At 70.6% G+C, this 24,912-nt stretch carries 24 protein-coding genes; 14 read left to right on the top strand and 10 right to left on the bottom strand.

Translation table 11 applies throughout. The features are described 5' to 3' along the window. Window positions 1-705, bottom strand: coding sequence for a class I SAM-dependent methyltransferase (locus ATK30_RS06510; RefSeq protein ID WP_101434775.1), 705 nt, complete (start codon window positions 703-705; stop codon window positions 1-3). A gap of 108 nt (window positions 706-813) precedes the next feature. On the opposite strand from ATK30_RS06510, the gene ATK30_RS06505 reads away from it, so the two are divergent. Continuing rightward, a complete protein-coding gene (locus ATK30_RS06505) occupies window positions 814-1,650 on the top strand; it encodes an LLM class F420-dependent oxidoreductase (RefSeq protein ID WP_101434774.1) in 837 nt (278 codons plus the stop codon). 59 nt (window positions 1,651-1,709) lie between these two features. Here ATK30_RS06505 and ATK30_RS06500 read toward each other — a convergent pair whose 3' ends face one another. Next, the gene (locus ATK30_RS06500; RefSeq protein ID WP_101434773.1) at window positions 1,710-3,710 is read right to left on the bottom strand and encodes an acyl-CoA dehydrogenase family protein; all 2,001 of its coding nucleotides are present in this window, start codon (window positions 3,708-3,710) and stop codon (window positions 1,710-1,712) included. Between the two features lie 164 nt (window positions 3,711-3,874). Between ATK30_RS06500 and kstR the strand changes: the two genes are divergently transcribed. From kstR to ATK30_RS06480, 4 genes are all read left to right on the top strand, one after another. Next, window positions 3,875-4,504 (top strand): cholesterol catabolism transcriptional regulator KstR, encoded by a 630-nt coding sequence (kstR, locus tag ATK30_RS06495; RefSeq protein WP_101434772.1) that lies wholly within the window; start codon window positions 3,875-3,877, stop codon window positions 4,502-4,504. A gap of 248 nt (window positions 4,505-4,752) precedes the next feature. Then, window positions 4,753-7,488 carry a DEAD/DEAH box helicase gene (locus ATK30_RS06490; protein ID WP_101434771.1) on the top strand — a complete coding sequence of 912 codons (2,736 nt, stop codon included), beginning with the start codon at window positions 4,753-4,755 and terminating at the stop codon, window positions 7,486-7,488. Further along, complete coding sequence (locus ATK30_RS06485) at window positions 7,488-8,654, top strand: SWIM zinc finger family protein (protein ID WP_101434770.1); 1,167 nt, start codon at window positions 7,488-7,490, stop codon at window positions 8,652-8,654. Before ATK30_RS06490 ends, ATK30_RS06485 begins: the two co-directional genes overlap by 1 nt. Before the next feature lie 271 nt (window positions 8,655-8,925). Then, on the top strand, window positions 8,926-9,255 hold the full coding sequence (locus ATK30_RS06480; RefSeq protein ID WP_101434769.1) for a hypothetical protein: 330 nt from the start codon (window positions 8,926-8,928) through the stop codon (window positions 9,253-9,255). Window positions 9,256-9,376: 121 nt separating this feature from the next. Here the strand turns inward: ATK30_RS06480 and ATK30_RS06475 are convergent, their stop codons facing one another. Next, entirely contained in the window at window positions 9,377-10,087 is a 711-nt protein-coding gene (locus tag ATK30_RS06475) for a helix-turn-helix transcriptional regulator (protein ID WP_101434768.1), read from the bottom strand. Window positions 10,088-10,228: 141 nt separating this feature from the next. Here ATK30_RS06475 and folE point away from each other — a divergent pair, with 141 nt between their 5' ends. Then, window positions 10,229-10,831, top strand: a complete 603-nt coding sequence (folE, locus tag ATK30_RS06470) for a GTP cyclohydrolase I FolE (RefSeq protein WP_101434767.1) — start codon at window positions 10,229-10,231, stop codon at window positions 10,829-10,831. On the opposite strand, the gene ATK30_RS06465 is transcribed toward folE, so the two are convergent. Then, entirely contained in the window at window positions 10,795-12,033 is a 1,239-nt protein-coding gene (locus ATK30_RS06465; protein WP_101434766.1) for an alpha/beta hydrolase, read from the bottom strand. The two genes, folE and ATK30_RS06465, sit on opposite strands and share 37 nt — an antisense overlap. A 59-nt stretch (window positions 12,034-12,092) precedes the next feature. Between ATK30_RS06465 and ATK30_RS06460 the strand changes: the two genes are divergently transcribed. Then, a complete protein-coding gene (locus ATK30_RS06460; RefSeq protein WP_101434765.1) occupies window positions 12,093-13,487 on the top strand; it encodes a WS/DGAT/MGAT family O-acyltransferase in 1,395 nt (464 codons plus the stop codon). Window positions 13,488-13,494: 7 nt separating this feature from the next. On the opposite strand, the gene ATK30_RS06455 is transcribed toward ATK30_RS06460, so the two are convergent. Further along, window positions 13,495-13,734, bottom strand: coding sequence for a hypothetical protein (locus ATK30_RS06455; RefSeq protein WP_101434764.1), 240 nt, complete (start codon window positions 13,732-13,734; stop codon window positions 13,495-13,497). A 44-nt stretch (window positions 13,735-13,778) separates the two neighbouring features. Continuing rightward, window positions 13,779-15,422, bottom strand: coding sequence for a TIGR04141 family sporadically distributed protein (locus ATK30_RS06450; RefSeq protein WP_101440669.1), 1,644 nt, complete (start codon window positions 15,420-15,422; stop codon window positions 13,779-13,781). 501 nt (window positions 15,423-15,923) lie between these two features. Between ATK30_RS06450 and ATK30_RS06445 the strand changes: the two genes are divergently transcribed. After that, a complete protein-coding gene (locus ATK30_RS06445) occupies window positions 15,924-16,463 on the top strand; it encodes a Uma2 family endonuclease (protein ID WP_101434763.1) in 540 nt (179 codons plus the stop codon). Between the two features lie 51 nt (window positions 16,464-16,514). On the opposite strand, the gene ATK30_RS06440 is transcribed toward ATK30_RS06445, so the two are convergent. Continuing rightward, complete coding sequence (locus ATK30_RS06440; RefSeq protein WP_101434762.1) at window positions 16,515-17,456, bottom strand: alpha/beta fold hydrolase; 942 nt, start codon at window positions 17,454-17,456, stop codon at window positions 16,515-16,517. Between the two features lie 127 nt (window positions 17,457-17,583). Between ATK30_RS06440 and ATK30_RS06435 the strand changes: the two genes are divergently transcribed. From ATK30_RS06435 to ATK30_RS06415, 5 genes are read left to right on the top strand one after another with little or no spacing between them, the layout of a single operon-like run. Then, the gene (locus ATK30_RS06435; RefSeq protein WP_101434761.1) at window positions 17,584-18,651 is read left to right on the top strand and encodes an acyl-CoA dehydrogenase family protein; all 1,068 of its coding nucleotides are present in this window, start codon (window positions 17,584-17,586) and stop codon (window positions 18,649-18,651) included. A gap of 2 nt (window positions 18,652-18,653) precedes the next feature. After that, complete coding sequence (locus tag ATK30_RS06430; protein WP_101434760.1) at window positions 18,654-19,826, top strand: acyl-CoA dehydrogenase family protein; 1,173 nt, start codon at window positions 18,654-18,656, stop codon at window positions 19,824-19,826. Beyond that, on the top strand, window positions 19,823-20,731 hold the full coding sequence (locus ATK30_RS06425) for a bifunctional MaoC family dehydratase N-terminal/OB-fold nucleic acid binding domain-containing protein (protein ID WP_101434759.1): 909 nt from the start codon (window positions 19,823-19,825) through the stop codon (window positions 20,729-20,731). Before ATK30_RS06430 ends, ATK30_RS06425 begins: the two co-directional genes overlap by 4 nt. Beyond that, on the top strand, window positions 20,728-21,126 hold the full coding sequence (locus tag ATK30_RS06420) for a MaoC family dehydratase (RefSeq protein WP_101434758.1): 399 nt from the start codon (window positions 20,728-20,730) through the stop codon (window positions 21,124-21,126). The genes ATK30_RS06425 and ATK30_RS06420 overlap by 4 nt, the downstream gene beginning before the upstream one ends. Next, window positions 21,123-22,295 (top strand): lipid-transfer protein, encoded by a 1,173-nt coding sequence (locus ATK30_RS06415; protein WP_101434757.1) that lies wholly within the window; start codon window positions 21,123-21,125, stop codon window positions 22,293-22,295. The genes ATK30_RS06420 and ATK30_RS06415 overlap by 4 nt, the downstream gene beginning before the upstream one ends. On the opposite strand, the gene ATK30_RS06410 is transcribed toward ATK30_RS06415, so the two are convergent. Then, complete coding sequence (locus tag ATK30_RS06410) at window positions 22,283-22,843, bottom strand: dihydrofolate reductase family protein (protein ID WP_101434756.1); 561 nt, start codon at window positions 22,841-22,843, stop codon at window positions 22,283-22,285. The genes ATK30_RS06415 and ATK30_RS06410 overlap by 13 nt on opposite strands. A 150-nt stretch (window positions 22,844-22,993) precedes the next feature. On the opposite strand from ATK30_RS06410, the gene ATK30_RS06405 reads away from it, so the two are divergent. Beyond that, the gene (locus ATK30_RS06405; protein WP_101434755.1) at window positions 22,994-23,551 is read left to right on the top strand and encodes a DUF5134 domain-containing protein; all 558 of its coding nucleotides are present in this window, start codon (window positions 22,994-22,996) and stop codon (window positions 23,549-23,551) included. Between the two features lies 1 nt (window position 23,552). Here ATK30_RS06405 and ATK30_RS06400 read toward each other — a convergent pair whose 3' ends face one another. After that, window positions 23,553-24,020, bottom strand: coding sequence for a riboflavin kinase (locus tag ATK30_RS06400; protein WP_101434754.1), 468 nt, complete (start codon window positions 24,018-24,020; stop codon window positions 23,553-23,555). Between the two features lie 27 nt (window positions 24,021-24,047). Then, window positions 24,048-24,908, bottom strand: coding sequence for a MaoC/PaaZ C-terminal domain-containing protein (locus tag ATK30_RS06395; RefSeq protein ID WP_101434753.1), 861 nt, complete (start codon window positions 24,906-24,908; stop codon window positions 24,048-24,050). Window positions 24,909-24,912 lie beyond the last annotated feature (4 nt).

Below are 24,912 nucleotides of genomic sequence, written 5' to 3'. Positions count from 1 at the left end.
TCACGCCCGGTCGGCGGCCAGCCGCCACATCGGGACGAGGACCCGGCCCTGCTCGTCGACGTCCAGCGAGTCGAGCGAGGCCGGGTCCGGTTTCTCGTCCGGGGAGACGGCGGAGACCGCGGCGATGAGGCCCTCGCGGCTCATCGCGGTGGTGTAGACGGCGGGTTCGAGCACGCTGATCGTCCAGCCGTTGCCGACCGTTTCGCGCAGATTCTGCTCGGTGATCCGGTATGGCACCGGGAAGTTCGCCGGTACCTTCTCGGAGAAGCAGAAGATGTTCAGCCGCGCGCCGGGCTTGGTCGCGCGCACGAGCGCGGCCACATACGCGTGCCGCTGCTCTTCGTCGAGGCAGTGGTAGAGCGCGCTGTCCAACACTGAGTCGAAGCGGCCTTCGTACCCTTCGAGCCGGGTTGCGTCGGCCTGGTCGAAGGTGACGTCCAGGCCGCGCTTCGCGGCGGTTTCGCGGGCCCGTGCGAGCGCGGTCGGCGCACCGTCGAGGCCGGTTACCCGGTGTCCGCGAGACGCGAGGTACATCGCGTTTTCGCCGAAGCCGCACCCGATGTCGAGCACTTCGCCGTGGAATCCGCCGTCCGCTTCGAGCGCGACCACCGCGGGCTGCGGGCCGTCGATGTCCCACGGGACCTTCTCGCCGATCGGGGTCTTGCCTTGGTACATCTCCTCGAAGTCGACGTCCGTCACGTCCATCCGGAGCCTCCCTATTCAACGGGTGATGATTTAACGCTAGCGGACGGGACGGGTGATCTGTCAACAGCCCGCGGGAATACCTGCCCGATCCGCGGAGTAGAAGGAGACATGGATTTCGGGATCTCGACGTTCGTGACCGACGAAGGCATCCGGCCCGACGTGCTGGGCGAGGCAGCGGAGGAGCGCGGGTTCGCGTCGCTCTTCCTCGCGGAGCACTCGCACATCCCGGCGAGCCGCGAAACGCCGTACCCCAGCGGAGGCGAACTGCCGCGGGTCTACTACCGCACCCTCGATCCGTTCGTGGCGCTGACCGCGGCCGCGGTGAACACTTCCAACCTGGTGCTGGGCACCGGTGTCGCGCTGCTGATCCAGCGCGACGTCATCCACACCGCCAAGGAGGTGGCGTCGCTCGACCTCGTGTCGCGCGGGCGGGTCGTCTTCGGCGTCGGAGCCGGCTGGAACCGGGAGGAAATGGTCAACCACGGCACCGATCCGAAGACCCGCGGCGGGCTATTGAACGAGCAGATCCAGGTGCTGAAGGAGATCTGGACGCAGGAGCAGGCCGAGTTCCACGGCAAGCACCTGGACTTCGACCCGTTCTTCGCGTGGCCGAAGCCGGTGCAGACGCCGCATCCGCCGATTTACGTCGGCGGCGCGAGCGACGCGGCGCTGAAGCGGCTGATCGAGCACGGCGACGGCTGGATCCCGAACCCCGCGGTGACGCCGGACGAGGTGCGCCGGGTGCGGCAGCGGCTGGCCGAAGCGGGGCGCGCGGACATGCCGTCGCAGCTCTTCGGCGGACCGGCCGACGCGGACGCGATCAAGCAGTACGCCGACGCCGGGCTGAACCAGTACGGGTTCATGCTGCCGACGCTGCCGGAGGCGGAAACGCTGGAGCTGCTGGACGAATACGCCCGTCTCGCCGCCGCTTTCCGAGCCGAGTGACGCGCCGTGAAGGGCTCCTTGAGGGAATCAGATTCCCCCAAGGAGCCCTTCACGGACCTTCAGCGGGGGAGGCCGAGCACGCGTTCGGCGGCGGCGGACAGCAGGACTTGCGTGGTGCCGCCCGCGATGGACAGGCACCGGGTCAGCAGGAACTCTTGTGCCGCCGGGGTTTCCGCGACTAATTCCGGCTCGAGATCGAGGGCGAACTCGGCCGTTTCCTGCCGATGCCGTACCCCGAGCAGCTTCGCCACCGACGATTCCGCGCCCGGCCCGAGGCCGTCCAGCCGCCGCAGGGTGGCCCGCAGGTCGAGTACCGAGCACGCGCTGCCTTGTCCGATCAACGCGCCGAGCCGGTCGCGATCCACGTCCGCGGGCGCGGATTCCAGCAGTGCCTCCACGGTCTCGCCCACCGCCGAGCCGCGGCCCAGTGCGACGCGTTCGTTCGCCAGTGTCGTGCGCGCGAGCTTCCAGCCCGCGCCGGGTTCGCCGACGACATCGGCGTCCGGAACGAACACGTCGTCCAGGAAGACCTCGTTGAAGACGCTCCGCCCGGTGATCTCGCGCAGCGGCCGCGTCGTGATTCCGGCCGCGCGCATGTCGACCAGGAAGTATGTGATTCCCTTGTGCTTGGGCGCCTCCGGGTCGGTGCGAGCGAGACAGATCGCCCAATCCGCTTCGTGGGCGAGCGACGTCCACACCTTCTGCCCGGTCAGCAGCCAGCCGCCGTCCGTCCGGCGCGCGACGGTGCGCAGCGACGCCAGATCCGAGCCGGCACCGGGTTCGCTGAACAGCTGACACCACGTCACCTCGCCGCGAAGGGTCGGCTTGGCGAAACGTTCGCGCTGGTCGTCGGTGCCGTGCGCGAGAATCGTCGGCACCGCCCAGCCGCCGATCACCAGGTCCGGCCGCCGGATGTCCGCCGCTGCCAACGCGGCGTCGATCCGCAGCTGCGTCGCCGCGTCCGCGCCCAGGCCGTAGGGCTGGGGCCAATGCGGGGCCAGCAATCCCGAGTCCGCGAGTGCGGTGCGGCGGTTTTCTTCCGGCAGCGCAGCGATTTCCGCGACCCGCCGCGTCACCTCGGCGTCCTCGCCGACCTCGACGCCGAGTGTCCGCCGCTTCCCGGCCAGCGCCAGGTTCGCGGCTCGCTTCCGCCAGCGCTGAGAACCGCCGAGCCACTGCCGCAACGCCAACGCGCGTCGCAGATACAGGTGCGCTTCGTGCTCCCAGGTGAACCCGATTCCGCCGAGTACCTGGATGCAGTCCTTCGCGTTCTCGACGGCAGCGTCCAACGCCACCGCCGCAGCGCTCGCGACAGCCAGCGGATCGCCGACCGCCGAAGCCGCGTCCCACGCCAATGCCTCGGCCGCTTCGGTGCGGCACAGCATCTCCGCGCAGAGGTGTTTCACCGCCTGGAAAGCGCCGATCACCTGCCCGAATTGCTCGCGGACCTTGGCGTACTCGACCGCCGTCGTCAGGCACCAGCGCGCCACGCCCGCCGCTTCCGCGACCGCGAGCGTCGCCGCGAGATCGCGGACGTCCGGCAGGTCCAGGACCTCGCCCGGCACGTCGGCCTTCACGCGCGCCAGCGGCCGGGAAAAGTCGAAGGGGGCCAACGGTTCCACCGCCTCCCCGGGCGGGACCAAGACGTACTGTTCGCCGCGCGGCACAAGCAGCCACGACTCGGCGTACGCGCCGGGCACGGTCGCCGATTCCTCCAACTGCACCGCGACCTGCGCGGTGCCGTCGGCGATCTCGGCGGCGAGTTCCTTCGAATGCTCCGCGAGCAACAGCCCGGCCAGCGCGGTGCTCAGCAGCGGCCCCGGCACCAGCGCTTCCGCCGCGGCGGCGAGCCCGGCCGCGAGATCCGCGACAGTCCCGTCCGCGCCGTTCACCGACGCCGGCAGCGCGATGCCAGTGAGGCCGAGCGCGGTGAACCCCTCCGGCAGGCTGGCACCGGTAGCTTCGGCCGCGCGCACCGCGCCGACGGGATCGTGCGCCGCCGCCCAGTCCCGCACGGCGGCGGCGAGCGCGGATTGTTCCTCGGTGAGCGCGACCGGCATCGGTCTCCTCCTCGCGGGGTACAGAGCTACTCGCGAGTGTAGAACGTGTTGCAGTTTTTCCGCCAGGCGGTCGAGAGTTGAACCTTTCTTCAGGGCAGGTACGCTAAGTCGGAAACTGGAACGAGTTCCGCAAGGCTGCTTGCGTGGCGACGGAGGGGAATGGCATGCCGGGGAAGGCGAAGACGCCGGCGAAAACGCGGGCGAACGGCCTCGGCGCGATGGGCGAGGAACTGGGCTCCGCGGCCCAGCGGGACCGCCGCCGCCGCATCATCGACGCGACGCTCGCGCTGGCCTCCAAGGGCGGCTACGACGCGGTGCAGATGCGCGCGGTCGCCGAGAAGGCCGACGTCGCGCTGGGCACGCTGTACCGGTATTTCCCGTCGAAGATCCACCTGCTCGTGTCGGGCCTGGCGCAGCAGTTCGAGGCCGCGCACGAGAAGATCCAGCGCAGCGCGATCCCCGGCGAGACCCCCGCCGAACGCCTGATGTTCGTGCTGGGCCGCAACACCCGCCTGATGCAACGCGATCCGCACCTCACCGAGGCGATGGTGCGCGCGTTCATGTTCGCCGACACGTCCGCGGCCGCCGAGGTCGAGCTGGTCGGCCGGCTGATGGAGGACATGTTCGCGAGCGCGATGGGCATCGAGGACCCCACCGAGGCGGACCGCGACATCTTCCACGTGGTGGCCGACGTGTGGATGGCGAACCTGGTCGCGTGGGTGACCCGGCGCGCGTCGGCGGCGGACGTGGCCAGCCGCCTGGAGCTCTCCGTCCACCTGCTCCTGGACAAGTAGCCGTCCACGCCCCACCCGCAAACCGCAACCGCTGCACCCAACCATCGAGGCACCCAGCCCCACCCCCGCACCCCGATACGAAGCCTCCCTGCGGTCTGGGGGTGCTTGTCAAGGCATCTTTCCCGCCTTGACAAGCACCCCCAGACCGTCAGCACAATCCAGCTTCGGGGTGCCCTACGCACCATTCACGGCAATGTCGCCGCCAGGCGACGAGCAGAATTGTCGGCCCCACCCGTTACCGTGCGTGGGTGGAGTTCGACCAGACCACCCAAGCCACCTACCTCCCCTCGGATCCCCCGCGAGAGGGAGTCCTGGCGCTGTGGGGCGACGAGATCGAGGGGGACACCCCGATCCAGCTCGTCCTGCCCGGCGGCGGGAAATTCGCCCGCACCGAGGTGGTGGCGCGGCTCGTGCCGCTGGCGCAGGCCATCCCGCGGCTGCTCGTCGTGCCGGACGAAACCAGTCCGGCGCTGGCGGCGTGGTCGGCGGTGGTCAACGCCGGGGTGAATCTCGTGGCGCGCGGGCGGTTGCGTCCGGCTGCCACCCCGAGCGGGCTGGGCACCTGGCGAGCGGGTCCGCTCGACGCGGCCGACGAAGAACTCCTGCGCGGGCTCGCGGCCGCGTTGCCGCCGGAAGCGCACGCACTGCCGCTGTCCGGCGTCAAGCGGATCCGGCTGCACTCGCCGGAATCGCTGGTTCGCGCGGTGTGGGACGCGGCGGCGGACGTGCTGGTGCGCAGTCCGGCGGCGGCGGTCGGATCCGGGGGAGCGGCGTTCGCGGAATCTCAGCCCACGCTGCTGGATCCGGACGGCGCGGCCTGGCTCACCGAGTTGGAAGCCCGCCGCCCGGACGGCGCGCAGCTGCTCCTGCGGATCGAAGCGACCGACGAGGAATTCTCCGGAGTCCTGGCCGTCCGCTCCACTCTCGAACCGAGCCCGGTGGTCGAAGCGGCCACTCTCTGGGACGCTCCCGAAGCGGTCTTGCACCGGCTGGGCGACCAGGTGGAAACGCAGCTTCTGCTCGGCCTGCGGCGAGGCGCCCGAGCCTGGCCGCCGCTGGGCCGGGTCCTGTCCGAACCGGCGCCCACCACGCTCCCGCTGTCCGACGACGAGGTCGTCGACCTGCTGGGCACCGGTGCCCGCGACCTGGGCGGCGCGGGCATCGAAGTCCTCTGGCCCAAGGATCTTTTCTCCGGAGAGGTGCGGGCGAAGGCGAGCGTCACGCAGTCCCCGGCGAGCGAATCCGGTCCCGCGTTCCCGCTCAACGGCCTGCTGGAATTCCGCTGGCGGCTCAGCCTCGGCGGCAGCGAACTCACCGACGAGGAGGTAGCGGCGCTCGCCGAGGCCAAACGTCCGCTGGTCCGGCTGCGCGGCCAGTGGGTGAAGCTCGATCCCGCTCTGCTGGCGCGGATGCGGGCACGGCGGTCGCGGCTCACCGGAGCCGAAGCGTTGGCCGCGGCTCTCACCGGCGAACTGGAGGTCGACGGCGAACGAGTCGAGTTCGCGCCCCAACCGGCGTTGTCCGGGCTTGCCGAACGCCTGCGGCAACGGGAGCCCGCGCCCGTCGCGGAACCGGAAGGACTCACCGCCACCCTGCGTCCGTATCAACGTGCCGGGCTGGGCTGGCTTGTCGCGATGACCGAACTCGGACTTGGCGCCTGCCTCGCCGACGATATGGGGCTGGGCAAGACAATCCAGCTCATCGCCCTGCACCTGCATCGACGCGCGCGGGCAGCGGGGCCGACGCTCGTGCTGTGCCCGACGTCGTTGCTGGGCAACTGGGAACGGGAGTTCGGCAAGTTCGCCCCCGACGTGCCCGTGCGCCGGTTCCACGGCGGCGGACGGCACCTCGACGACCTGGCCCCGGACGAGGTCGTGCTGGCCACGTACGGGGTGCTGCGCCGAGACCGGGAGCTGCTGTCCGAAGTGGACTGGGGCATGGTCGCCGCGGACGAGGCGCAGCACGTCAAGAACCCGTTGTCCGCCACGGCGAAGGAACTGCGGCAGGTGCCCGCGGCGGCCCGCGTGGCACTTACCGGCACGCCCGTGGAGAACCGGCTCACCGAACTGTGGTCGCTGCTCGACTGGACCACGCCGGGGCTGCTTGGCCCGCTGGAGAAGTTCCGCCGCACCGTCGCGCGGCCGATCGAACGGGATCGGGACGAGACGGTCACCGGAAGGCTCGCCGCGACGGTCCGGCCGTTTCTGTTGCGCCGCCGCAAAACCGACCCGGACATCGCGCCGGAATTGCCCCGCAAAACCGAGACCGACCGGTACGTTCCGCTCACCGCTGAGCAGACCACGTTGTACGAGGCGGTGGTCCGGGAGAACCTCGCGCAAATCCGGGAGGCGCAAGGGGTGCAGCGGCGCGGCCAGGTGCTGAAGCTGCTCACCGAACTCAAGCAGATCTGCAACCATCCGGCGCACTACCTCAAGGAAAGCGCCGGGGTGCTGACCGGACGGTCGGGGAAGCTCGCCGCGTTCGAGGAACTGCTGGACGTCATCCTCGACGAGGGCGAGAGCGTGCTGGTGTTCAGCCAGTACGTGCGGCTGTGCCGGTTGCTGGAGCGGCGGCTCGCCGAACGCGGGTTACCCACCGCGCTGCTGTCCGGAGAAGCCGGGCCGAAGCAGCGCGACGAGATGGTGGCCGCGTTCCAGTCCGGCGAGGTGCCGGTGTTCCTGTTGTCGCTGAAGGCGGGCGGGGTCGGGCTCAACCTCACCCAGGCCACCCACGTGATCCACTACGACCGCTGGTGGAACCCGGCGGTGGAGGACCAGGCCACCGACCGCGCGTACCGGATCGGCCAGGACCGGCCGGTGCAGGTGCACCGGCTGATCGCGGAGGGCACGCTGGAGGAACGCGTCGCCGCGGTGCTGGAAACCAAGCGCGGGCTGGCCGACGCGGTCGTCGGGGCGGGGGAGGACTGGATCACCGAACTGTCCGACGACCAGCTCGCCGACCTCGTCCGGCTCGGGAGCGGCTGATGCCGCCGCGGCGGACGTTCGGGCAGCGGTGGTGGGGCCGGGCGTGGGTGGAAGCGCTGGAGCAGCGCGCCAAACTGGACCCGAACCGGCTGCCGCGCGGGCGGACGTACGCGCGCAAGGGCGTCGTGGACCAGCTGGCGATCAGCGCGGGCGAGATCACCGCGTGGGTGCGCGGAAGCCGCCCGGATCCGTACCGCGTCGCCATCCGGATGCGCCAGTTCAGTGCGGAGGAGTGGGAGAAGCTGCTCGACGTCGCCGGTCGCCGGCTCGGGCACGCCGCCGCGTTGCTCGACGGCGAGCTGCCGGAGGAACTGGCCGTCCAGTCGCGCGAGGCCGGGGCCGATTTGCTGCCCGGTCCCGGCGATCTGCGGCCGCGGTGTTCCTGCCCGGACAGCGCGAATCCCTGCAAGCACGTGGCGGCGGTGTACTACCTGGTCGCCGACGAGGTGGACGCCGATCCGTTCGTCCTGTTCACCCTGCGCGGCCGGGGCCGGGACGAGGTTTTGGCTCAGCTGCGCGAATTGCGGACCCCCAGCGCCGCTCGGCCGGCTCGCGCGCCGGAGGTCGGCCTGACGCCGAAAAAGGCGTACTCGCGGCGGATCGCGCCGCTGCCGCCGTTGCCCGCCGTCCCCGGCGAGCCCGGTCCGCCCGCGGTGCTCGACCTCGATCCGCCCGCCCGCTCCGGCCTGACGTCCGCTGCCCTCGCCGCACTGGCGGCCGATGCCGCGTCGCTCGCCCTCGACCTGCTGCAGACGCGAGATGCCTTGGCGGACTTGACTTTCGCCGAGGACCTGGCCCGCCGCGCCGCCCGGCCGGGTGCGGACGTGTTCGGGCTGGCCGCCGCCGCGGAGGTCGCGCCGTCGGAGCTGATCGTGTCGGCGCAGGCCTGGCGGGAAGCGGGCCGGAACGGGCTGGCGGCGCTGCGGGACGTGTGGAATCCCGGTCCCGGCCCGTTGGCGGTGGCGCGCGCGGAACTGGCGGAATTGCCGGGGGAGGTGAAGGTATGGCGCAACCGGGTGACAGTCGGGCCGGTGCAGCTGCGGTACGGACGGGACAGCCGGTGGTACCGCTTCGTGCGCGTCGCGGGGCAATGGTGGCCGGACGGGCCTCCGGCTGAGCAGCCGGTCGATCTCGCCTATCCCGCGGAGGACGCCAGCACGAGCTGAAACGAGACGGTCCGTGTCGTTGCGTGCTGCCGTCTGCACCGTGACGGGTGATGGCCGGAAGCGGGCGACCGGGTGCTGGCGACCGTCCGCACGCCGGAACACCGGAATGTCGTGGAGCACCTGCTCGACGCGCATCCGGGCAGATGCGCGGTGTCGTCCGGCCGCTGGTTTTGCTCGAAAGGAAATGACCTGTCTCCTGGCCACCTGTCTGGCACAGTGCGGCGATGACTCGCGATGAACCCGCAGCCGCTGGGCGCGAGCAGGAGCCGGGGTGCGGTCCGAACCCAGCAGGTGGGCGCAGCAACGCCCGTTCCTGCTCGACCTCTGCCGAGCCTGGAAAGCCGACCTCGAAACCCGCGGTCTGGCGCGGAGCGTCGTCGTGGAGCTGTACCCGGAATCGGTGCGTGCACCGACCACCCCGTGGGACTGGTGGCTTTCCTTCGACCTCGACGGCACCGAGTTCGATGCCCTGGTCGTCCCCGATCACTCCGTAGCCGTCTTCGAAGACAGCACCGGCGTTTTCGACGATCACGTCAAGCTCGGCGACGTTCCCGCCTACCTGGAGCGCAGGATGAAGGAGTCCCGGTCAGCTCCGGCCTGACCCGGTCCGTCGTACTCGACACTGGGCCCTCCGTCGTGCGGCGTGACTCGGGTTGTCGGTGCTCGCGGCACTTGCGGTGTTCGGTCACGTCGCCGTTTGCCTCGCGCGCAGGCTAAACCGGTCAGCTCCCGGCTGACTCCGTCCCCCGAAGTTCCACGCAGCATCCGCCGTCGCGTGGCGTGACTCGGGCCGTCGACACGCCCGGCACCTGCAGGCCTTCCACGACCCCGCTCAGGAACCGGTCCGTCATCCCGCACACCAGGTCCGGCGCGCGGCCCGCCAGCGGCTGGAACGGGCAGTTCCGCAGTCGCAGGCACACCGGCGTCTCGCGGTTCGGTTCGAAACCGTGCCGGGCCAGGACCGTGCTCGTCAGCGTCAGCCCGCGTTCCGTGCCCAGCCTGCCCGGCCGGGAGCGTTCGCGTTCGGCCGCGCCGGCCGCGGCGCCGTGCCGTCCGGCCTCGCGCAGGGCGGCGTCCCGGGCCGGTTCGCCGGGGGCCGCCGACGTGACCGCGTCCACCAGGATCGCGGCCAGGACGTCCGGGTGCCGGGGCGGGATGGTGATCGCGAAGTCGGTCGCCGCCGGTTCGTAGACCTTCGGGGCGCGGCCCACCTTGCGGACGCCGCCGACGGTCTCGTAGCGGGCGCGCAGGAGGCCGGCCGTCACGAGTTTGTCCAGGTGGAACGCGGCCAGCTTGCGCGAGATGCCGACCGCCGCGGCCGCCTCCTCGCGCGTCACCGGGCGGCCTGCGTCGCGGATGAAGGCGTACATCCCCCGGCGCAGGTCCTCGTCCAGCGCCGCTACCGCGCGGATGGTCGCCAGGTCGCTCGTCACCTACCCACGATAACGCCCAGCGAGGTTCCCCGAACCCGCCACCTGGCTTGTTCACCTGGTCACATTGACTCCACCGGGCAATAAGACAAAGATTTATCGGCGAAACCCTGTCCCGCCGCCCCCGAAGCCCGAGGATCGCCCATGCAGTCGTCCGGAACCGCCCTCCGCGTCGTCCACGAGCCCGTCCCCGGCTTCGACCTGGCCGCGGCCGAAACCGCGGCGGGCGACTTCCTGCGCGCGCTCGGCATCAGCCTCGATTCGGAGAGCCTGCGCGGCACCCCCGGCCGGATGGCCCGCGCGTACGCCGAGCTGTTCACGCCGCGCTCGTTCGACCTCACCACGTTCCCCAACGACGAGGGCTACGACGAGCTGGTGCTGGCCCGCGACATCCCGGTCCGGTCGGTCTGCGAACACCACCTGCTGCCGTTCACCGGGGTCGCGCACGTCGGGTACCTGCCGGGCGAGCGGATCCTCGGGCTGTCGAAGCTCGCGCGCGTGGTCGAGCATTTCGCGTGCCGTCCGCAGGTGCAGGAGCGGCTGACGAAGCAGATCGCGGGCTGGCTCGGCGACCAGCTGTCGCCGAAGGGCGTCGGCGTGGTGATCGAGGCCGAGCACACCTGCATGACCCTGCGCGGCGTGCAGGCGACCGGCTCGTCCACGGTCACGTCCACCCTCATGGGCACCCTCCGCGAGGACGCCCGCTCGCGTCAGGAGTTCTTCTCGCTGACCGGCGTCAACGCCTGAGCGTGCGCCCAGTCGAGGAAATGCTCGACGCCGCGCACCACGTGCGTGCTGCGGATTGACGGGAACACGTCGAACGCGTGCTGCGCGCCGGCGAGTTCCGCGTACGCCACCGGATGGGCGGATTTGGCCCGCAGCCGGGCGACGAACTCCCGCGCCTCCGCGACCGGCACGAGCGAATCGTGCTTGCCGTGGATCACGAAGAACGGCGGCGCGTCCTCGGCGACGCGGTCCATCGGGGACGCGGCGAGGTAGTCGTCCATCCGGTGCTCCGGGGCGAACACCCGCCGCGCCATCAGGCTTTCCAGCCGGTAGCGGCTTTCCGCTTCGCCGGTCGACGCGGCGATGTCGTACACGCCGTAGTGCGGCACGCAGGCCTGCACGCTCGTGTCCGCCTCCTCGAATCCGGGCTGCAGCGCCGGATCGTTCTGGCTCAGCGCGAGCAACGCGGCGAGATGCCCGCCCGCCGAACCGCCGGTGACCGCGACGAACCTCGGGTCGCCGCCGTACTCGGCGATGTGCTCGCGGATCCAGGCGAGCGCTTGTTTGGCCGCGACGATGTGCGCGGGCCAGCGCGAGGCGGGCGAGAGCGGGTAGTTGATCGCCACGCAGACCCAGCCGCGGCGGGCGAGGTGGCGCATCAGCGGCAGGCCCTGCTGTTCCTTGTTGCCGATCGTCCACGCGCCGCCGTGGATCTGCAGCAGGATCGGTGCGTCGCGGACCGGCTCGCGCGGACGGTAGACGTCCAGCAGGAACCGTTTGCCGCCAGGGGCGTACGCGACATTCCGGTCGCGCACGACGTCCGGCTCGTGCATCCGGAACGGCATCAGCAGGCGTCCCCACGGCGTCGAGAAGTCCGAAGGGTTCTCGAGGTGGTCCCGGTAGTCCTCGCCGAGCGCTTCGACGAGCGCGGCCTCGACCTCGAGGCGCGCCTTCAGCGAGGTTCCGATGAGCGACGCGAAACCGGCCGCGGACAGCCCGGCCAAAGCCAGCCCGACCCGATCGCTGGGCCGGCGCACCCCGTGGCGCGCGACGTGCTGCGCGGTGTCGGCCGCGGTGAGCGCGAGCAGGTGCGGCGCGAGTTCGCCGGTGAGCCAGCCGGCGAAGAACACCGGGATCGAGGTCGGCCGCGGTTTCGGCGGACGCAAGGCGAGCGCGGCGAGGCCGAGCTGCGCCGCCCGGCGGGTCACGAAGTCCGGTTTCACCTGCCCGATGCTACCTCCGCCGAGCGCCCCGGCCCGGGTTCTGCCTTACGCTGGAAGACATGCAGCGACTGAGCGGGCTGGACGCGAGCTTCCTCTACCTGGAGACGCCCTCGCAGGTCCTGCACGTCTGCGGCCTGCTCACCCTCGACGGCTCGACCATGCCCGGCGGCTACGCGTTCGGGGAGTTCAAGCGCCGCCTGGCCGAACGGGTCGCGGTGATCCCGGCGTTCCGCCGCAAACTCCACAATCCGCTCTGGAACCTCAACCATCCGGTGTGGGTCGAGGACGAGGATTTCGACCTCGACAACCACGTGCACCGGATCGGCCTCCCGGCGCCGGGCGACGACCGCGAGCTCGCCGAGATGTGCGCGCACATCGCCGGGCAGCGGCTCGACCGCTCGCATCCGCTGTGGCAGCTGTACGTGATCGAAGGACTGTCGGACGGACGGCTGGCGGTGCTGCTGAAAATGCACCACGCGAGCGTCGACGGCGTCGGCGGGGCCAGCCTGATCGGCTACCTCGCCGGGCTCGAACCCGACGCGCCGCTGCCGGAGCTGCCCGCCGGCGAGCAGCACAACGACGGCCTGCCCACCCGGCTGCGACTGCTGCGCGAGAGCGCCGATTCGCTGCTGCACCGGCCGTTCGAGATCGCCCGGCTGCTGCCGGAGCTGCTGGAACTGGTCCCGCGGTGGCTCGGAAAAGCATTGCGCGGCAAGGGGATGCCGGTGCCGTTCACCGCGCCGCGGACCTCGCTGAACGGCACCATCACCGGACACCGTTCAGTCGCGTTCGCGCAGCTGGACCTGGATGCGGTGAAGCAGGTGAAGAACGCGTTCGGCGTCACCGTGAACGACGTGGTGCTGGCGCTGGTTTCCGGCGCCCTGCGGCAATTCCTGCTGAGCCGAGGCGAACTGCCGGGCGACCCGCTGGTGGCGACGGTTCCGGTGTCCGTGCACGAACGCACGGAACGCGACCGCGGCAGCAACCGGGTGTCCGCCTTTTTCGCTTCGCTGCCCACTCATTTGCCGGATCCGGCCGCGCGCGTGTTCTTCCTGGCCGAGGCGAACCGGCGGGCGAAGGACCACCATTACGACATCGACGCCGACATGCTCGCCGACTGGGCCCAGTTCTCCCCGGCGACGGTGTTCGGGCTCGCCGTGCGCGCGTATTCGGCGCTGCGGCTGGCCGAACGGCATCCGGTGGTGCACAACCTGATCATCTCGAACGTTCCCGGCCCGCCGATGCCGCTGTATCTGCTGGGTGCGCGGATCACCGGGCTGTACCCGCTGGGGCCGGTCTTCCACGGGGCGGGGCTCAACATCACGGTGCTGTCGAACGACGGCAAGGTGGGGGTCGGGTTGCTCGGGGCCAAGGAATTGGTGAAGGATCTGTGGCCGCTGGCGGACGCGTTGCCGGAGGCGCTGGACGAGCTGAGCAAGGCCGCGCCGGTGTGACCGGGGGCTAGGAGCACTGCAGCATCGCGGCCCGGCAGTCGGAGTCCATCGTGCTGGCCAGCGCTGTGGCTCCCTCGAAATCGTGATTCTCGAAACCGCTCGCGACGATCCGGATCTTGCCGCGTACCCGGCTGGTGGCCGCCTCGTCGGCGGCCCGGTCGAACTCGGCGGCGTAACCGCGGAGTTCGGCCGCCGCCGACCGGGCGTCGGCGGGCCCGGCGGTGTCGTTCTCAGACGTTTCAGACATCGCCCCCATCCGGAGAGCCATGCTGTCAGCTTTCGCCCGTTTGGTCACCCTCCGCCGCGACGGTGCCGTTGCTTCGCCGTGTGCGGGATGTCGGCGAATTTCAGCGTCGCGCGCAGGCTGCGCACCGCCCGGTCCAGCCGCAGCAAGGCGACCTGCGAGAGTGTGAACAGCTCGTCCACGTTCCACGCCCGTCCGGCGGCGGCGAGCACCACGGTGTCCGGCGCGCCGCCCAGCACACGGCCGCGATCCAATGTGGACACTTTATCGGCCAGCTGCGCCAACGCTTCCGGCTCGTCGTGCAGAGCTTCGGCGGACACTAATGCTTGGGTGTAGAGGTGGCTCGCCGCGGTGGCGCGACCCAGCCATTTGACGTGGATCAGCTCGTCGCCAGGCCCCAGCAAATCGCACAGCTCGAACCGCGGATGCAGGGGAGTGCTCGCGAAGTCCTTGTCCAGGCAGAGATATCCCGGCGCGAGAGCGGCGACTCGCTGGCAGTACCGGTGCTCGTCATCGGGTTGCCCGCTCGGTTTCCACGTGACCTCTGGCCAGACATGCTTGCGTGCCAGCAGATCGCGCACCTGATCGCGCATCTGTGCCACATAAGTCTCGCCGATCCGGTACCAGCGCGACTGGTGGTAGACGTACCGCGTGTGCTCGACAGTCGTCTCGAACACCAGCCAGCGAGCGGCGGGCAGCGGTGCTCCGGTCGGTTCCGTACCCGCCTCGTCGGCGCACGTCGTGATGCGGCCCGCCCGCAGGGCTTTCAGCCGCCGCTCAACGGGAATCCCGCCGAGCCGCGTGGTCAGGTGCTCCAGTTCCAGGCGGCCGGGGACGTGGATCGGGCCGCCGGGGCCGAGGCCGGTGATCCGGAAGGAACCGGCGTTCTCCGCGTCGTTCGCGGCGCTGGACGGCCACGCCAGGCCGAGCGCGTCGCTGCCGCCGAGTGCTTCGGCGAGTTGCCGTTCGAGTTCGGGCACGAGCGGATGGTGCCGGTCCATCGGGCGGGTCTGGGAAATGAACCGCAGTGCGGAATCCTCGTCCGGTTCGTCGACCACGGCTCCGACCGCGTCGAGGTCGGCCAGGAACGCCTCGGGATCCTTGGCCAGCGGCGCCCACAGCGAGGTGCCGACGCGGATGCGGTAGCGCTTGCCGGTCACCCGGCCGTAGGTCAGGTCCGTGAGATCCGCCGAACCGGCGAGCCGGTGCACGAGATCGCCGTACGGTTCGAGCCGGAATGCGGACAGGTCGCCGCCGCCCGGAATGGAGACTTGCGTGGCCCGCGCGGAAATGTCCAGCGCGGCGCTCGCGACCAGGCCGAGGTCGAACGGGTCGAGCCGGCGGATTCCGAAGCGCAGCCCGAAACCCTGCTCGACGTGTTCGTCGTTGAGCACGAGATGGCCCGCGCCCCAGGTGACCGCGTAGGTCCACGGCGGGCGCGGCACGAGCAGCACGGCGAAGGGCAGCGTCGAGGGCAGGTCGAGCGGACCGCCGCCGAGCGCTTCGGCGTGCTGCAGCCATTGCGGGGCCTCGGTGCGGAACGCGCCCGCGACGAGCCGGCCGCGCGTGCCGGGCAGGTCGACCGGGCGGTCGGCGCTGATCTGTTCGGGGGAGAGCGGGGTCAGCAGGTCGGTTTCCGCCGCGGAGCCGTCGAGACGGAAGAGGGACGCCGGACGGCTGGGGGCAGGCATGACCACCACCGAAGGAAGGAATTCCGGGACGTCCGATCAGCCTAGGAGCCGCGTCGGTCCAGCCGGTTAATCACGGAGCGCGAATGGCGTGCGAAATGGTGAAATTCCGCTGAATCACCCATTCACGGGACGCGCGCACGGCCGATGATAGGGTTTCCTTTCGGGATGCGCCACAGCGGGTTGTGCGAGGGTTTTGCGAGGCCAGGCAACGGTCAGGTGATCCCGTGATGGCCGTTTACTGGACGCGGAATGGCGATTCAGATAAATCGCTCCGCCGCCGCGAAAGAACCTGTTCGCCGGGCACGACTGGGCTGTCCGAGGCGATTTCTCCGCGTTGTGGTGACCTACCGTGAGCGATTCGCCGGGCGCGCGCGGCGGCGAATGGGCTGGCCGGGTCGGCGGCCCGCCGCGGGGCGGTTCGCGCTGCCGCGCGTGCCCGACTACCCTGGCTGAGTCGTTTCCGGTCGGCCCGCCTGCGGGGGCAGCATGATGACAGTCCCGATGTTCGCGCACGGCGACCGTCTCACGCGTCGGGACCTGGAGACGATCTCGGATGAACACCGCCGGTACGAACTGGTGGACGGGACGCTTCTGGTGAGCCCGTCCCCGCGTCCGCTGCATCAGCGGGTGGTCGCGCGCCTCCTGGCCGCGCTCACCCCGGTCTGCCCTGCCGACTGCGAGGTCCTCCCCGCGCCGGTGGACGTGGTGCTCGACGAGTTCACCGTGATGATCCCGGACGTCGTGGTCGGCCGGCGCGAGACGTTCACCGAACGCGCGCTGGTCGGCGTCCCGGTGCTGGCGGTCGAGGTGGTCTCGCCGTCGAGCAGGCACATCGACCGCTTCCTGAAGCCGGCCCGCCTCGCGCTCGCCGGCTGCCCGTACTACTGGGTGATCGAGCCGAACGAGCCGACGCTGAGCTGCTACCGCCTGGCGGACGGCGAATACGTGCTGGACGGAGAGGCGACAGGCGACGAGGTCGTGCGGCTTGAGGTGCCGTACCGGATGGAGCTTCGTCCGGCGGATCTGGTGTCGACGTACTAGGACCTCGTGAGTGGCGATCACGGTTCTAACCGGCATTGCCACTCACGACTGCTAGGCCGAGTCCGGGATCTCCGCCGCCCTCTCCTGTACGCCGATCGCCGCCTGTACCGAAGTGCACGCCGCCATCAGCGCTGCCACGAACTGGTCCGCCGCGAAAACACACGCGGTATGTCCCGCCGGGATCTCGTACGTCGCCGCATCGGCGATCCGTCGCGCGAGGCTCCGCTGGTGCGCCGGAGCGATGAACCCGTCCCGCGAAGTCACCACGACCGCCGTCGGCAGGGTGAGGGTGTGCAGCCACGGCGTCGAATCGAAGCGGCCGATCTCGTCCAGTGCGACCGCGATCGCCCAGGGGCTCGTCGAGCGGAATTCCTCCAGTGCCCACCGGTGGTCCTCCAGCCGGGCGAGGCGTTCGCGGCGGGGTTCGCCGGGGACCAGGCCGATGCGCGCTTGGTCGCGCAGCAGGTGCAGCGTGCGGCCGAACAGGTCGAGCGCCACGCGTTGCCGGATGCCTCGGCGGAAGTTGCTCGCCGTCGAGCACAGGACCAATCCGGTGACCCGCTCTGGGAAGCGGTGGGCGGTCAGCTGGCCGACCATGCCGCCCATCGAGTAGCCCGCGACCATGAACCGGCCGATCCCCAGCGCGTCCGCGACCGCCACCACGTCGTCCGCGCAGTCTTCGAGGCTGAACTCCTGCGAGCGGATGCCCTGGCCGTGCCAGCGCTGGTCGAACACCACGACCCGGTGGTTCTTCGACAGCCGTTCCAGCGCGGGATACCAGGTGAGCAGCCCGGTGCAGGCCACCGAGTGCAGCAGGATCACCGTGGGCGCGTGCCGCGGGCCGACGTCCACCACGACCGTTTGGCCCCGGCCGGGCAGCGACAGCGGCTTCGGATCCGGGACGCCCGCGGTGGGCGGGATGGTCGCGAGCTTCCGCGTTGCTTGCCAGCCGACGTCGCCCAGCGCTGATTTGAGAACTTGTTCCGCACCCACGTCGGCGTGCCGCCCCTCTCCGCTCGCCCGGTCGATCCACAGCCCGGCCCCGGGTCCTGGGGGTTGCCGAGCCAGCCCATACCGGCTAAAAATAGAACGTGTTCCACCTAGGTGGAAGGAGACCGGAGTGGACTTCACCCCCGACGATACGCAGGGCGAGATCGCCTCGCTCGCCGCGCAAGTGCTCGGGAAGGCCGACGAACCCGCGGACCAGTGGAAAGCGCTGGCCGACGCGGGCCTGCTCGCCCTGCCCCTGCCGGCCGACCTCGGCGGCGACGGGCTCGGCGTCGGCCACGTAGGCCCGGTGCTCACCGAGGTGGGCCGGGCCGCGGCGGCCGTGCCCGCGTACGCCGTGCTGGCGCTCGGGATCCTCCCGATCGAGGCGCTCGGCACCCCGGCGCAGCGCGCTGAGTTCCTGCCGCCCGCGGCAGCGGGGGAGACCATTCTCACTGCCGCCTTGCACGAACCGTCCGCGCCGCTGACCTCCCTCCCCGGGACCAGCGGGGCGGCGGCGGACGGCGCGTGGGCGGTCACTGGCGTCAAGACGCACGTGCCGTACGCCGCGGAGGCAGCGCGGATTCTCACGCCGATCGCGTTGCCGGGCGGCACCGGCGTCGCGCTCGTGGATCCGCGCGCGGACGGGGTCGAGGTGCTGCCCGCGTACAACGCGACCGGGACGCCGGAATACACCGTGCGGTTCGACGGTGCCCGGGTGAGCGAAGCGGACTTCCTGCGTGACCGTACGGCCGGGCACGCAGTGCAGACGCTGCACCGTTACGCGTTGGCCGGAGCAGTCGCGCTCGGCGACGGGCTGCTCGCCGGAGCGCTGGCGTTGACTGCCCAGCACGTCGGCGAGCGCACGCAATTCGGCCGTCCCCTCGCGACTTTCCAAGCGGTGGCACAGCAAATCGCGGACGTCTACGTCGCTTCCCGCACCGTGCACCTGGCCGCGGTGTCGGCGGTGTGGCGGCTGGCGTCCGGATTGGACGCGGACACCGAACTGGACATCGCCGCGTACTGGCTGACCGAGGAAGCGCCGTCCGCGCTGGCGATCTGTCATCACCTGCACGGCGGCGTCGGCGTCGACCGCACCTACCCGCTGCATCGGTATTCCTCGGCGGTGAAGGACCTCGGCCGCGCCGTCGGGGGAGCGGCGCACCGGCGCGGCCGGCTGGGCGAACGAGTGGCGGGATGAGCATGCACATCGAACTGACGGCCGCACAACAGGAACTGCGGGCGCAACTGCGCGAGTACTTCGCGGGCCTGCTGACCGCCGACGAGCGCCGGGCGTTGCTACGGGAGCGGCACGGCCAGGTGTACCGCGACGTCGTGCGCCGGATGGGCCGCGACGGGAAGCTCGGCGTCGGCTGGCCCAAGGAGTACGGCGGCGGCGGTTTCGGCGAGATCGAGCAGCACATCTTCGTCGACGAAGCCGCTCGCGCGGACGTCCAGCTGCCGTCGGTGACGCTGCAGACGGTCGGGCCGACGTTGCAGGCCTTCGGCACCGAGGAACAGAAGGCCCTGTTCCTGCCGAAGATTCTGGCCGGGGAGGTGCATTTCGCCATCGGGTACACCGAGCCGGAAGCCGGGACGGACCTCGCCTCCCTGCGTACGCGCGCGGTGCGCGACGGCGACGATTACGTGATCAACGGCCAGAAAATCTTCACCACCGGCGGGCACGACGCGGACTACGTCTGGCTCGCCGTGCGCACCGACCCGGACGCGCCGAAACACAAGGGCATCTCGATTCTCATCGTGGACACCCGCGACCCCGGCTATTCGTGGACGCCGATCATCACCTGCGACGGCGCGCACCACGTCAACGCGACCTTCTACGAGAACGTCCGCGTGCCGGCGAACATGCTGGTGGGAGAGGAAAACCGCGGCTGGCGGCTGATCACCACGCAACTCAACCACGAGCGCGTGATGCTCGGCCCGGCCGGGCGGATCGGCGGCCTGCACGACCGCGTCTGGGCGTGGGCGGCGGCGCGCCGGACCCCGGACGGCACGGCGCTGCTCGACCTTCCGGACGTGCGCGCGGTGCTGGCCGAGACGTTCGCGGTCGCGCGGGTCAACGAACTGCTGAACTGGCAGGTCGCGGCGGCAGCGGCGCACGGGTCGGTCGAGATCGCCGACGCGTCGGCGACGAAGGTGTTCGCCTCCGAGCGGATCCAGCGGATCGGGCGGCTGCTGGAGGAGCTGGTCGGGCGGCACGGCGACCTCGCCGACCCGGACACCGCGGAACTCGCCGAATGGCTCGACGTGCTGGCGAAACGGAACCTGGTGCTGACGTTCGGCGGGGGCGTCAGCGAGATCCAGCGCGAACTGATCGCCTCCGCCGGACTGAACCTGCCGAGGGTGCCGCGATGACGATCGAGGAAGCCGCCGCGAAAATCGCCGCACAGGGCGAAAGCGCGCCGAGGTACGCGCGTGATCCGGTGAACCAGGCGATGGTGAACAACTGGGTCGAGGCGATCGGCGACGCCAATCCGGTTTACACCGACGAGGAGTTCGCCGAGACGAGTGTCCACAAGGGACTCGTCGCGCCGCCGGCGATGGCGCAGGTGTGGACGATGCCGGGGCTGCACGGCGTGCGCGGCGACGACGACCCGCTCGGCGCGATCCTCATGGTGCTCGACGACGCCGGGTATACGTCCATTGTGGCCACCAACTCCGAGCAGACCTATCACCGCTACCTGCGGCCCGGCGAGCACGTTTCGACCACGAACGTGCTGGAGGACGTCACCGGCCCGAAGCGCACCGGGCTCGGCGAGGGCTGGTTCGTCACCACCCGGACGAATTGGTACGTCGACGGGGAACTGGTGGCGGACATGGTGTTCCGCGTGCTGAAGTTCCGTCCGCGCGAACCGGAACCGCCGCCGTCGCCCGTGCTGCGGCCGGTGATCAGCCACGACACCAAGTTCTTCTGGGACGGCCTGCGCGAGGGCGAACTGCGCATCCAGCGCTGGGGCGACGTGCTGCGCCATCCGCCCGGCCCGATGCCGCCGGACGGATCTCTCGACACGGTTCCGGACTACGTCGTCGCCAGCGGCCGCGGAACGGTCTACAGCTTCGTCGTGCACCACCATCCGGCGGTGCCGGGCAAGCGGTTGCCGTTCGTGGTCGCTCTGGTGGAACTCGAGGAAGGCGTGCGGGTGATGGCCGAACTGCTGGACGCCGAGCCGGACGAGGTCCACATCGGACTTCCGGTGACCGCCGCGTTCGTGCGCGTCGACGACGAATTGACCCTGCCCGCGTGGAAGGTGGCGCGATGACTGCCGCAGTCGGGACCGAACTGCCGCCGATGGTGCTCGAGGCGACTCCGACGTTCGTGATCAGCACGGCGCTGGCGACCCGGGATTTCCAGGACGTGCACCACGACCGGGACGCCGCCGTCGCGCGCGGGTCGAAGGACATCTTCCTCAATATTCTCACCGACACCGGGCTCGTGCAGCGATACGTGAGCGAATGGGCCGGTCCGCAGGCGCTCATCCGCTCGATCAAGATCCGGCTCGGCGTGCCGTGCTACGCCGGGGACACGCTCACTTTCACCGGCCGGGTCACCGCCCGCGACGGTGCCGACCTCGAACTCGAAGTGTCCGCTATGGACAGTCTGGGCGCGCACGTGACCGGCACGGTTTCGCTGACGCTGCCGCGGGAGGACGCATGACGTTCACCGGGACCACCGCCATCGCCGGGATCGGCGCGACGGAGTTCTCCAAGGATTCCGGCCGCAGCGAGCTGCGGCTGGCGGCCGAGTGCGTCAGCCACGCATTGGCGGACGCCGGTCTGACTCCGTCCGATGTGGACGGAATGGTGTCGTTCACCATGGACGGCAACGCGGAAATCGCGCTCGCCCGCGAACTGGGCATCCCGGAGCTGACATTCTTCAGCCGGGTGCATTACGGCGGCGGCGCGGCGGCGGCGACCGTGCAGCAAGCGGCGATGGCGGTCGCCAGCGGGATCGCCGACGTCGTGGTGGCGTACCGGGCATTCAACGAACGGTCCGGCATGCGGTTCGGGCGGGTGTCGGCGGCCGCGGCCCAGCAGGTGAACACCTCCGGTGTGGACAATGCGTTCCACTACCCGATGGGCATCGCGACCCCGGCCGCGACGGTGGCGATGGTCGCGCAGCGGTATCTGCACGAATACGGGGCCACCAGCGAGGATTTCGGCAAGATCGCGGTCATCGACAGGGCGCACGCGGCGACCAACCCGAACGCCTGGTTCCACGGCCGGCCGATCACGCTGGAGGAGCACCAGGCCTCGCGCTGGGTCGCGGAACCGTTGCACCTGCTCGATTGCTGCCAGGAAAGCGACGGCGGCGTCGCACTGGTGATCACCAGCCTCGAACGCGCGCGCGACCTGCGGCAGGAACCGGTCGTGGTTTCGGCGGCGGCGCAGGGGAGCGGACCGGACCAGTACGTGATGACCAGCTACTACCGCGACGATCTCGCCGCGCTGCCGGAAATGGGCGTGGTCGGACGGCAGCTGTGGGCGCAGTCCGGGATCGGGCCGTCCGATGTGGACGTCGCGGTGCTGTACGACCACTTCACTCCGTACGTGCTGATGCAGCTGGAGGAACTGGGCTTCTGCGGGCGCGGCGAGGCGAAGGACTTCATCGCGGGCGACACGCTGACCCTCGACGGGAAGCTGCCGCTCAACCCGCACGGCGGCCAGCTCGGCGAGGCCTACATCCACGGCATGAACGGCATCGCGGAGGCGGTCCGTCAGCTGCGCGGCACAGCGGCGAATCAGGTCTCGAACGCCGGTACCGCTGTGGTCACGGCGGGAACCGGCGTCCCGACGAGCGGGCTGGTGTTGACTCAGGCTCGCTGAGGCTTCTTCGGCACGTAACGCAGCGCTACCGCTCCCGCGGCGAACTCCTGCCGGTCCACGAGCTTCAGGTCGAGGTACTCGGGCAGCCCGGCGAACAACGTCGGCCCGTGTCCCGCGATCCGGGGGTGCACCACGAACTCGTACTCGTCGATCAGCCCCATCGAAGCCAGCGCGAGCGGCAGCTGCACGCCGCCGGTGTACAAACCCTCGCCAGGCTGGTCTTTGAGCCGCAGCACCGCTTCGCGCAGGTCGCCGCGCACGAGTTCGGCATTCCAGTCGACGCGCTCGAGAGTGCTCGACACGACGTACTTCTTCGCCGCGTCGATCGTCCGGGCGAACGGTTGCATCCAGTCCGGTCGCTCGCCGGCCGGCGCGGACGGTCCCCACGCGGCTTCCATCATCTCGTAGATCACCCGGCCGAACAGGAGAGCGTCGGCGCTGGCGATGATCTCGGTCGCGTGCCGGTGCAGTTCCTCGTCCGGGAGGCCGGCCCGGTGATCGCAACAACCGTCCAGCGTGATGTTGATGGAGTACCGAAGCGGGCGCATCGGACAAGAGTAGCGGGGCTTGCCCCCGGCTGCATAACCCTTGTGGGTCAACGCGGATCACCTCATTGCTGGCTGGTGCCCCGCGCCCGGCGCGTGTCACGGTGGTAAGGACCAGGTGACGCTGCGTGTCCAGAGGAGTGAGGTGCCGAGGTGAATGTCCCGCTGGCCTGGCTGTTCACCGCACTGTTCGCGTTGCTGGCCCTGCCGTGCGTGCTGCGGCTGGTGAGGCTCGATTACGTCCGCCTCGGCCATCGGGTGCGCAACGGCGATCTCGCCGAGCTGCTCCTCGTCGTGGCGATGGTGGCGATGCTGTCCCCGGTCGGCGGCCCGATCCCGGCGGCGGGCTGGCAGGCGGTGCTGGTGCTGACCGCGGGCTGGTTCGCCTGGTCCGCCTGGCAAGGCCGCTCGGAAGGACACAGCTGTGCGCATCACGCGCTGTCGGCGGCGGCGATGCTGTACATGGTCACGGCGATGCCGCACGGCGGAATGGCGCACGGACCGTGGCTGACGATGTCCACAATGGACGCCAAACTGGCGTGGCCGGTGCTCGCGATAGCCGCGGCGGCCTACTTCGTGGTGGACGCGGTCTGCTCCGGCGTGGTCGCGATGCGGTCGCGCGGCACGACGGTGCCGGGGCACGCGTCGCGCACGCTGTGCCGCGCCGCGATGGGCGCGGGCATGGGAGTCATGCTGCTCGCGGCCGTCTGACTCAGCCCAGGCGCTGGACTTCGCCGTCCGGCGGGAGTTCGGCCAGCTTCGGCAGCGCGTCCGCGGGGTGCGCGGCGACCCATTCGCGAGTCGCGGCGACATCGCGGCCCAGCGCGTCGATCAGCTCCTGCGAGGAACCGTAGGCCTGCTGGTTGCGCAGATGCTTGCCGAGCCAGACGGTGAGGCGCTCGCCGTACAGGTCGCCCTCGAAGTCGAGCAGGAAGGCTTCGACCAGCCGGTAGCCGTCGGCCCCGTAGTAGGTCGGGCGGCGGCCCACGGACACCGCGGCGGCCACGCGCGTGCCGTCCGCGCGCTCCGCCCAGCCGGCCCACACCCCGTCGCCGAGTTCGCCGCGCTGGTCGCGCAGCGCGATGTTCGCGGTGGGGAAGCCCAGCTCACGGCCGCGCTTGTCGCCCGGCTCGACTGGCCCGCGCACCACGAAGAAGGTGCCGTCTCGCTCGTCCGCCATGGGACAACCGTATAACGGTCCCGATGCTCAGCGGGGCGTCAGCACTGTGTCGGCCAGCACAGGAGCGTCGTCGCGCTCCGGCGCGGTGGTCGTGACCAGCAGACGTCCGTTTTCGTGCCACACCCGCACGCGCAGGTTTTCGCCGGGGAACACGACGCCGGCGAACTTCGTCCCGAATGCCGAGACACGTTCGGGATCGCCGTCGAGGAACGCGTCGACCACGGCCTTCGCGACCACGCCGTACGTGCACAGCCCGTGCAGGATCGGCCGGTCGAATCCGGCGGCCTTGGCGAACTCCGGGTCGGCGTGCAGCGGATTGCGGTCGCCGCACAGCCGGTACAGAAGCGCCTGCTGGGGCAGCGTCGGCACGTCGAGCACCGCGTCCGGTTCGCGGCCGGGCCACTCGATCTTGTCGGACGGCCCGCGTTCGCCGCCGAAGCCGCCCTCGCCGCGGGCGAAGATGCTGGACCGGGCTGTCCACAGTGGAGCGCCGGACTCGTCGGCGACCTCGGTCTCCTGCACCAGCACCGCGGCCTTGCCCTTGTCGAAGACGTCGGCGATCCGGGTGCGAGCGACCGCCTTGCCCTCGACCGGGATCGGCCGGTGCAGTTCGATCTCTTGCTTGCCGTGCAGGACTTTCGCCAGGTCGATGTCGACGCCGGGGAACTTCAGCTTCGGCGGCTCGAAGGTGCGCAGGTTCGCCGCGACGGTGGCGAAGGTCGGCAGCACGCGCAGGTCGCGCTCGTAGGTGTAGCGCAGTTCGCGTTCGGACACCGGATCCGCGCCCGCGCCCACGGCGAGGTGATAAAGCAGCACGTCGGACGGCGTCCACGCGAAAGGGACCTCGCCGAGATCGGCGCCGATCGCGAGCGCGGGGTCGATGGGCACGGGC

The sequence above is a fragment of the Amycolatopsis echigonensis genome, from assembly GCF_002846615.1.
Lineage (GTDB): Bacteria > Actinomycetota > Actinomycetes > Mycobacteriales > Pseudonocardiaceae > Amycolatopsis > Amycolatopsis echigonensis.
This window is presented reverse-complemented; position numbering and strand designations above follow the sequence as displayed.

What these genes read in the sequence shown, in the direction of transcription:
- ATK30_RS06510 (WP_101434775.1), bottom strand. Translation starts at nt 705, where the DNA reads ATGGACGTGACGGACGTCGACTTCGAGGAGATGTACCAAGGCAAGACC.
- ATK30_RS06505 (WP_101434774.1), top strand. Translation starts at nt 814, where the DNA reads ATGGATTTCGGGATCTCGACGTTCGTGACCGACGAAGGCATCCGGCCC.
- ATK30_RS06500 (WP_101434773.1), bottom strand. Translation starts at nt 3,710, where the DNA reads ATGCCGGTCGCGCTCACCGAGGAACAATCCGCGCTCGCCGCCGCCGTG.
- kstR (WP_101434772.1), top strand. Translation starts at nt 3,875, where the DNA reads ATGCCGGGGAAGGCGAAGACGCCGGCGAAAACGCGGGCGAACGGCCTC.
- ATK30_RS06485 (WP_101434770.1), top strand. Translation starts at nt 7,488, where the DNA reads ATGCCGCCGCGGCGGACGTTCGGGCAGCGGTGGTGGGGCCGGGCGTGG.
- folE (WP_101434767.1), top strand. Translation starts at nt 10,229, where the DNA reads ATGCAGTCGTCCGGAACCGCCCTCCGCGTCGTCCACGAGCCCGTCCCC.
- ATK30_RS06460 (WP_101434765.1), top strand. Translation starts at nt 12,093, where the DNA reads ATGCAGCGACTGAGCGGGCTGGACGCGAGCTTCCTCTACCTGGAGACG.
- ATK30_RS06455 (WP_101434764.1), bottom strand. Translation starts at nt 13,734, where the DNA reads ATGTCTGAAACGTCTGAGAACGACACCGCCGGGCCCGCCGACGCCCGG.
- ATK30_RS06450 (WP_101440669.1), bottom strand. Translation starts at nt 15,422, where the DNA reads ATGCCTGCCCCCAGCCGTCCGGCGTCCCTCTTCCGTCTCGACGGCTCC.
- ATK30_RS06445 (WP_101434763.1), top strand. Translation starts at nt 15,924, where the DNA reads ATGTTCGCGCACGGCGACCGTCTCACGCGTCGGGACCTGGAGACGATC.
- ATK30_RS06430 (WP_101434760.1), top strand. Translation starts at nt 18,654, where the DNA reads ATGCACATCGAACTGACGGCCGCACAACAGGAACTGCGGGCGCAACTG.
- ATK30_RS06425 (WP_101434759.1), top strand. Translation starts at nt 19,823, where the DNA reads ATGACGATCGAGGAAGCCGCCGCGAAAATCGCCGCACAGGGCGAAAGC.
- ATK30_RS06420 (WP_101434758.1), top strand. Translation starts at nt 20,728, where the DNA reads ATGACTGCCGCAGTCGGGACCGAACTGCCGCCGATGGTGCTCGAGGCG.
- ATK30_RS06415 (WP_101434757.1), top strand. Translation starts at nt 21,123, where the DNA reads ATGACGTTCACCGGGACCACCGCCATCGCCGGGATCGGCGCGACGGAG.
- ATK30_RS06410 (WP_101434756.1), bottom strand. Translation starts at nt 22,843, where the DNA reads ATGCGCCCGCTTCGGTACTCCATCAACATCACGCTGGACGGTTGTTGC.
- ATK30_RS06400 (WP_101434754.1), bottom strand. Translation starts at nt 24,020, where the DNA reads ATGGCGGACGAGCGAGACGGCACCTTCTTCGTGGTGCGCGGGCCAGTC.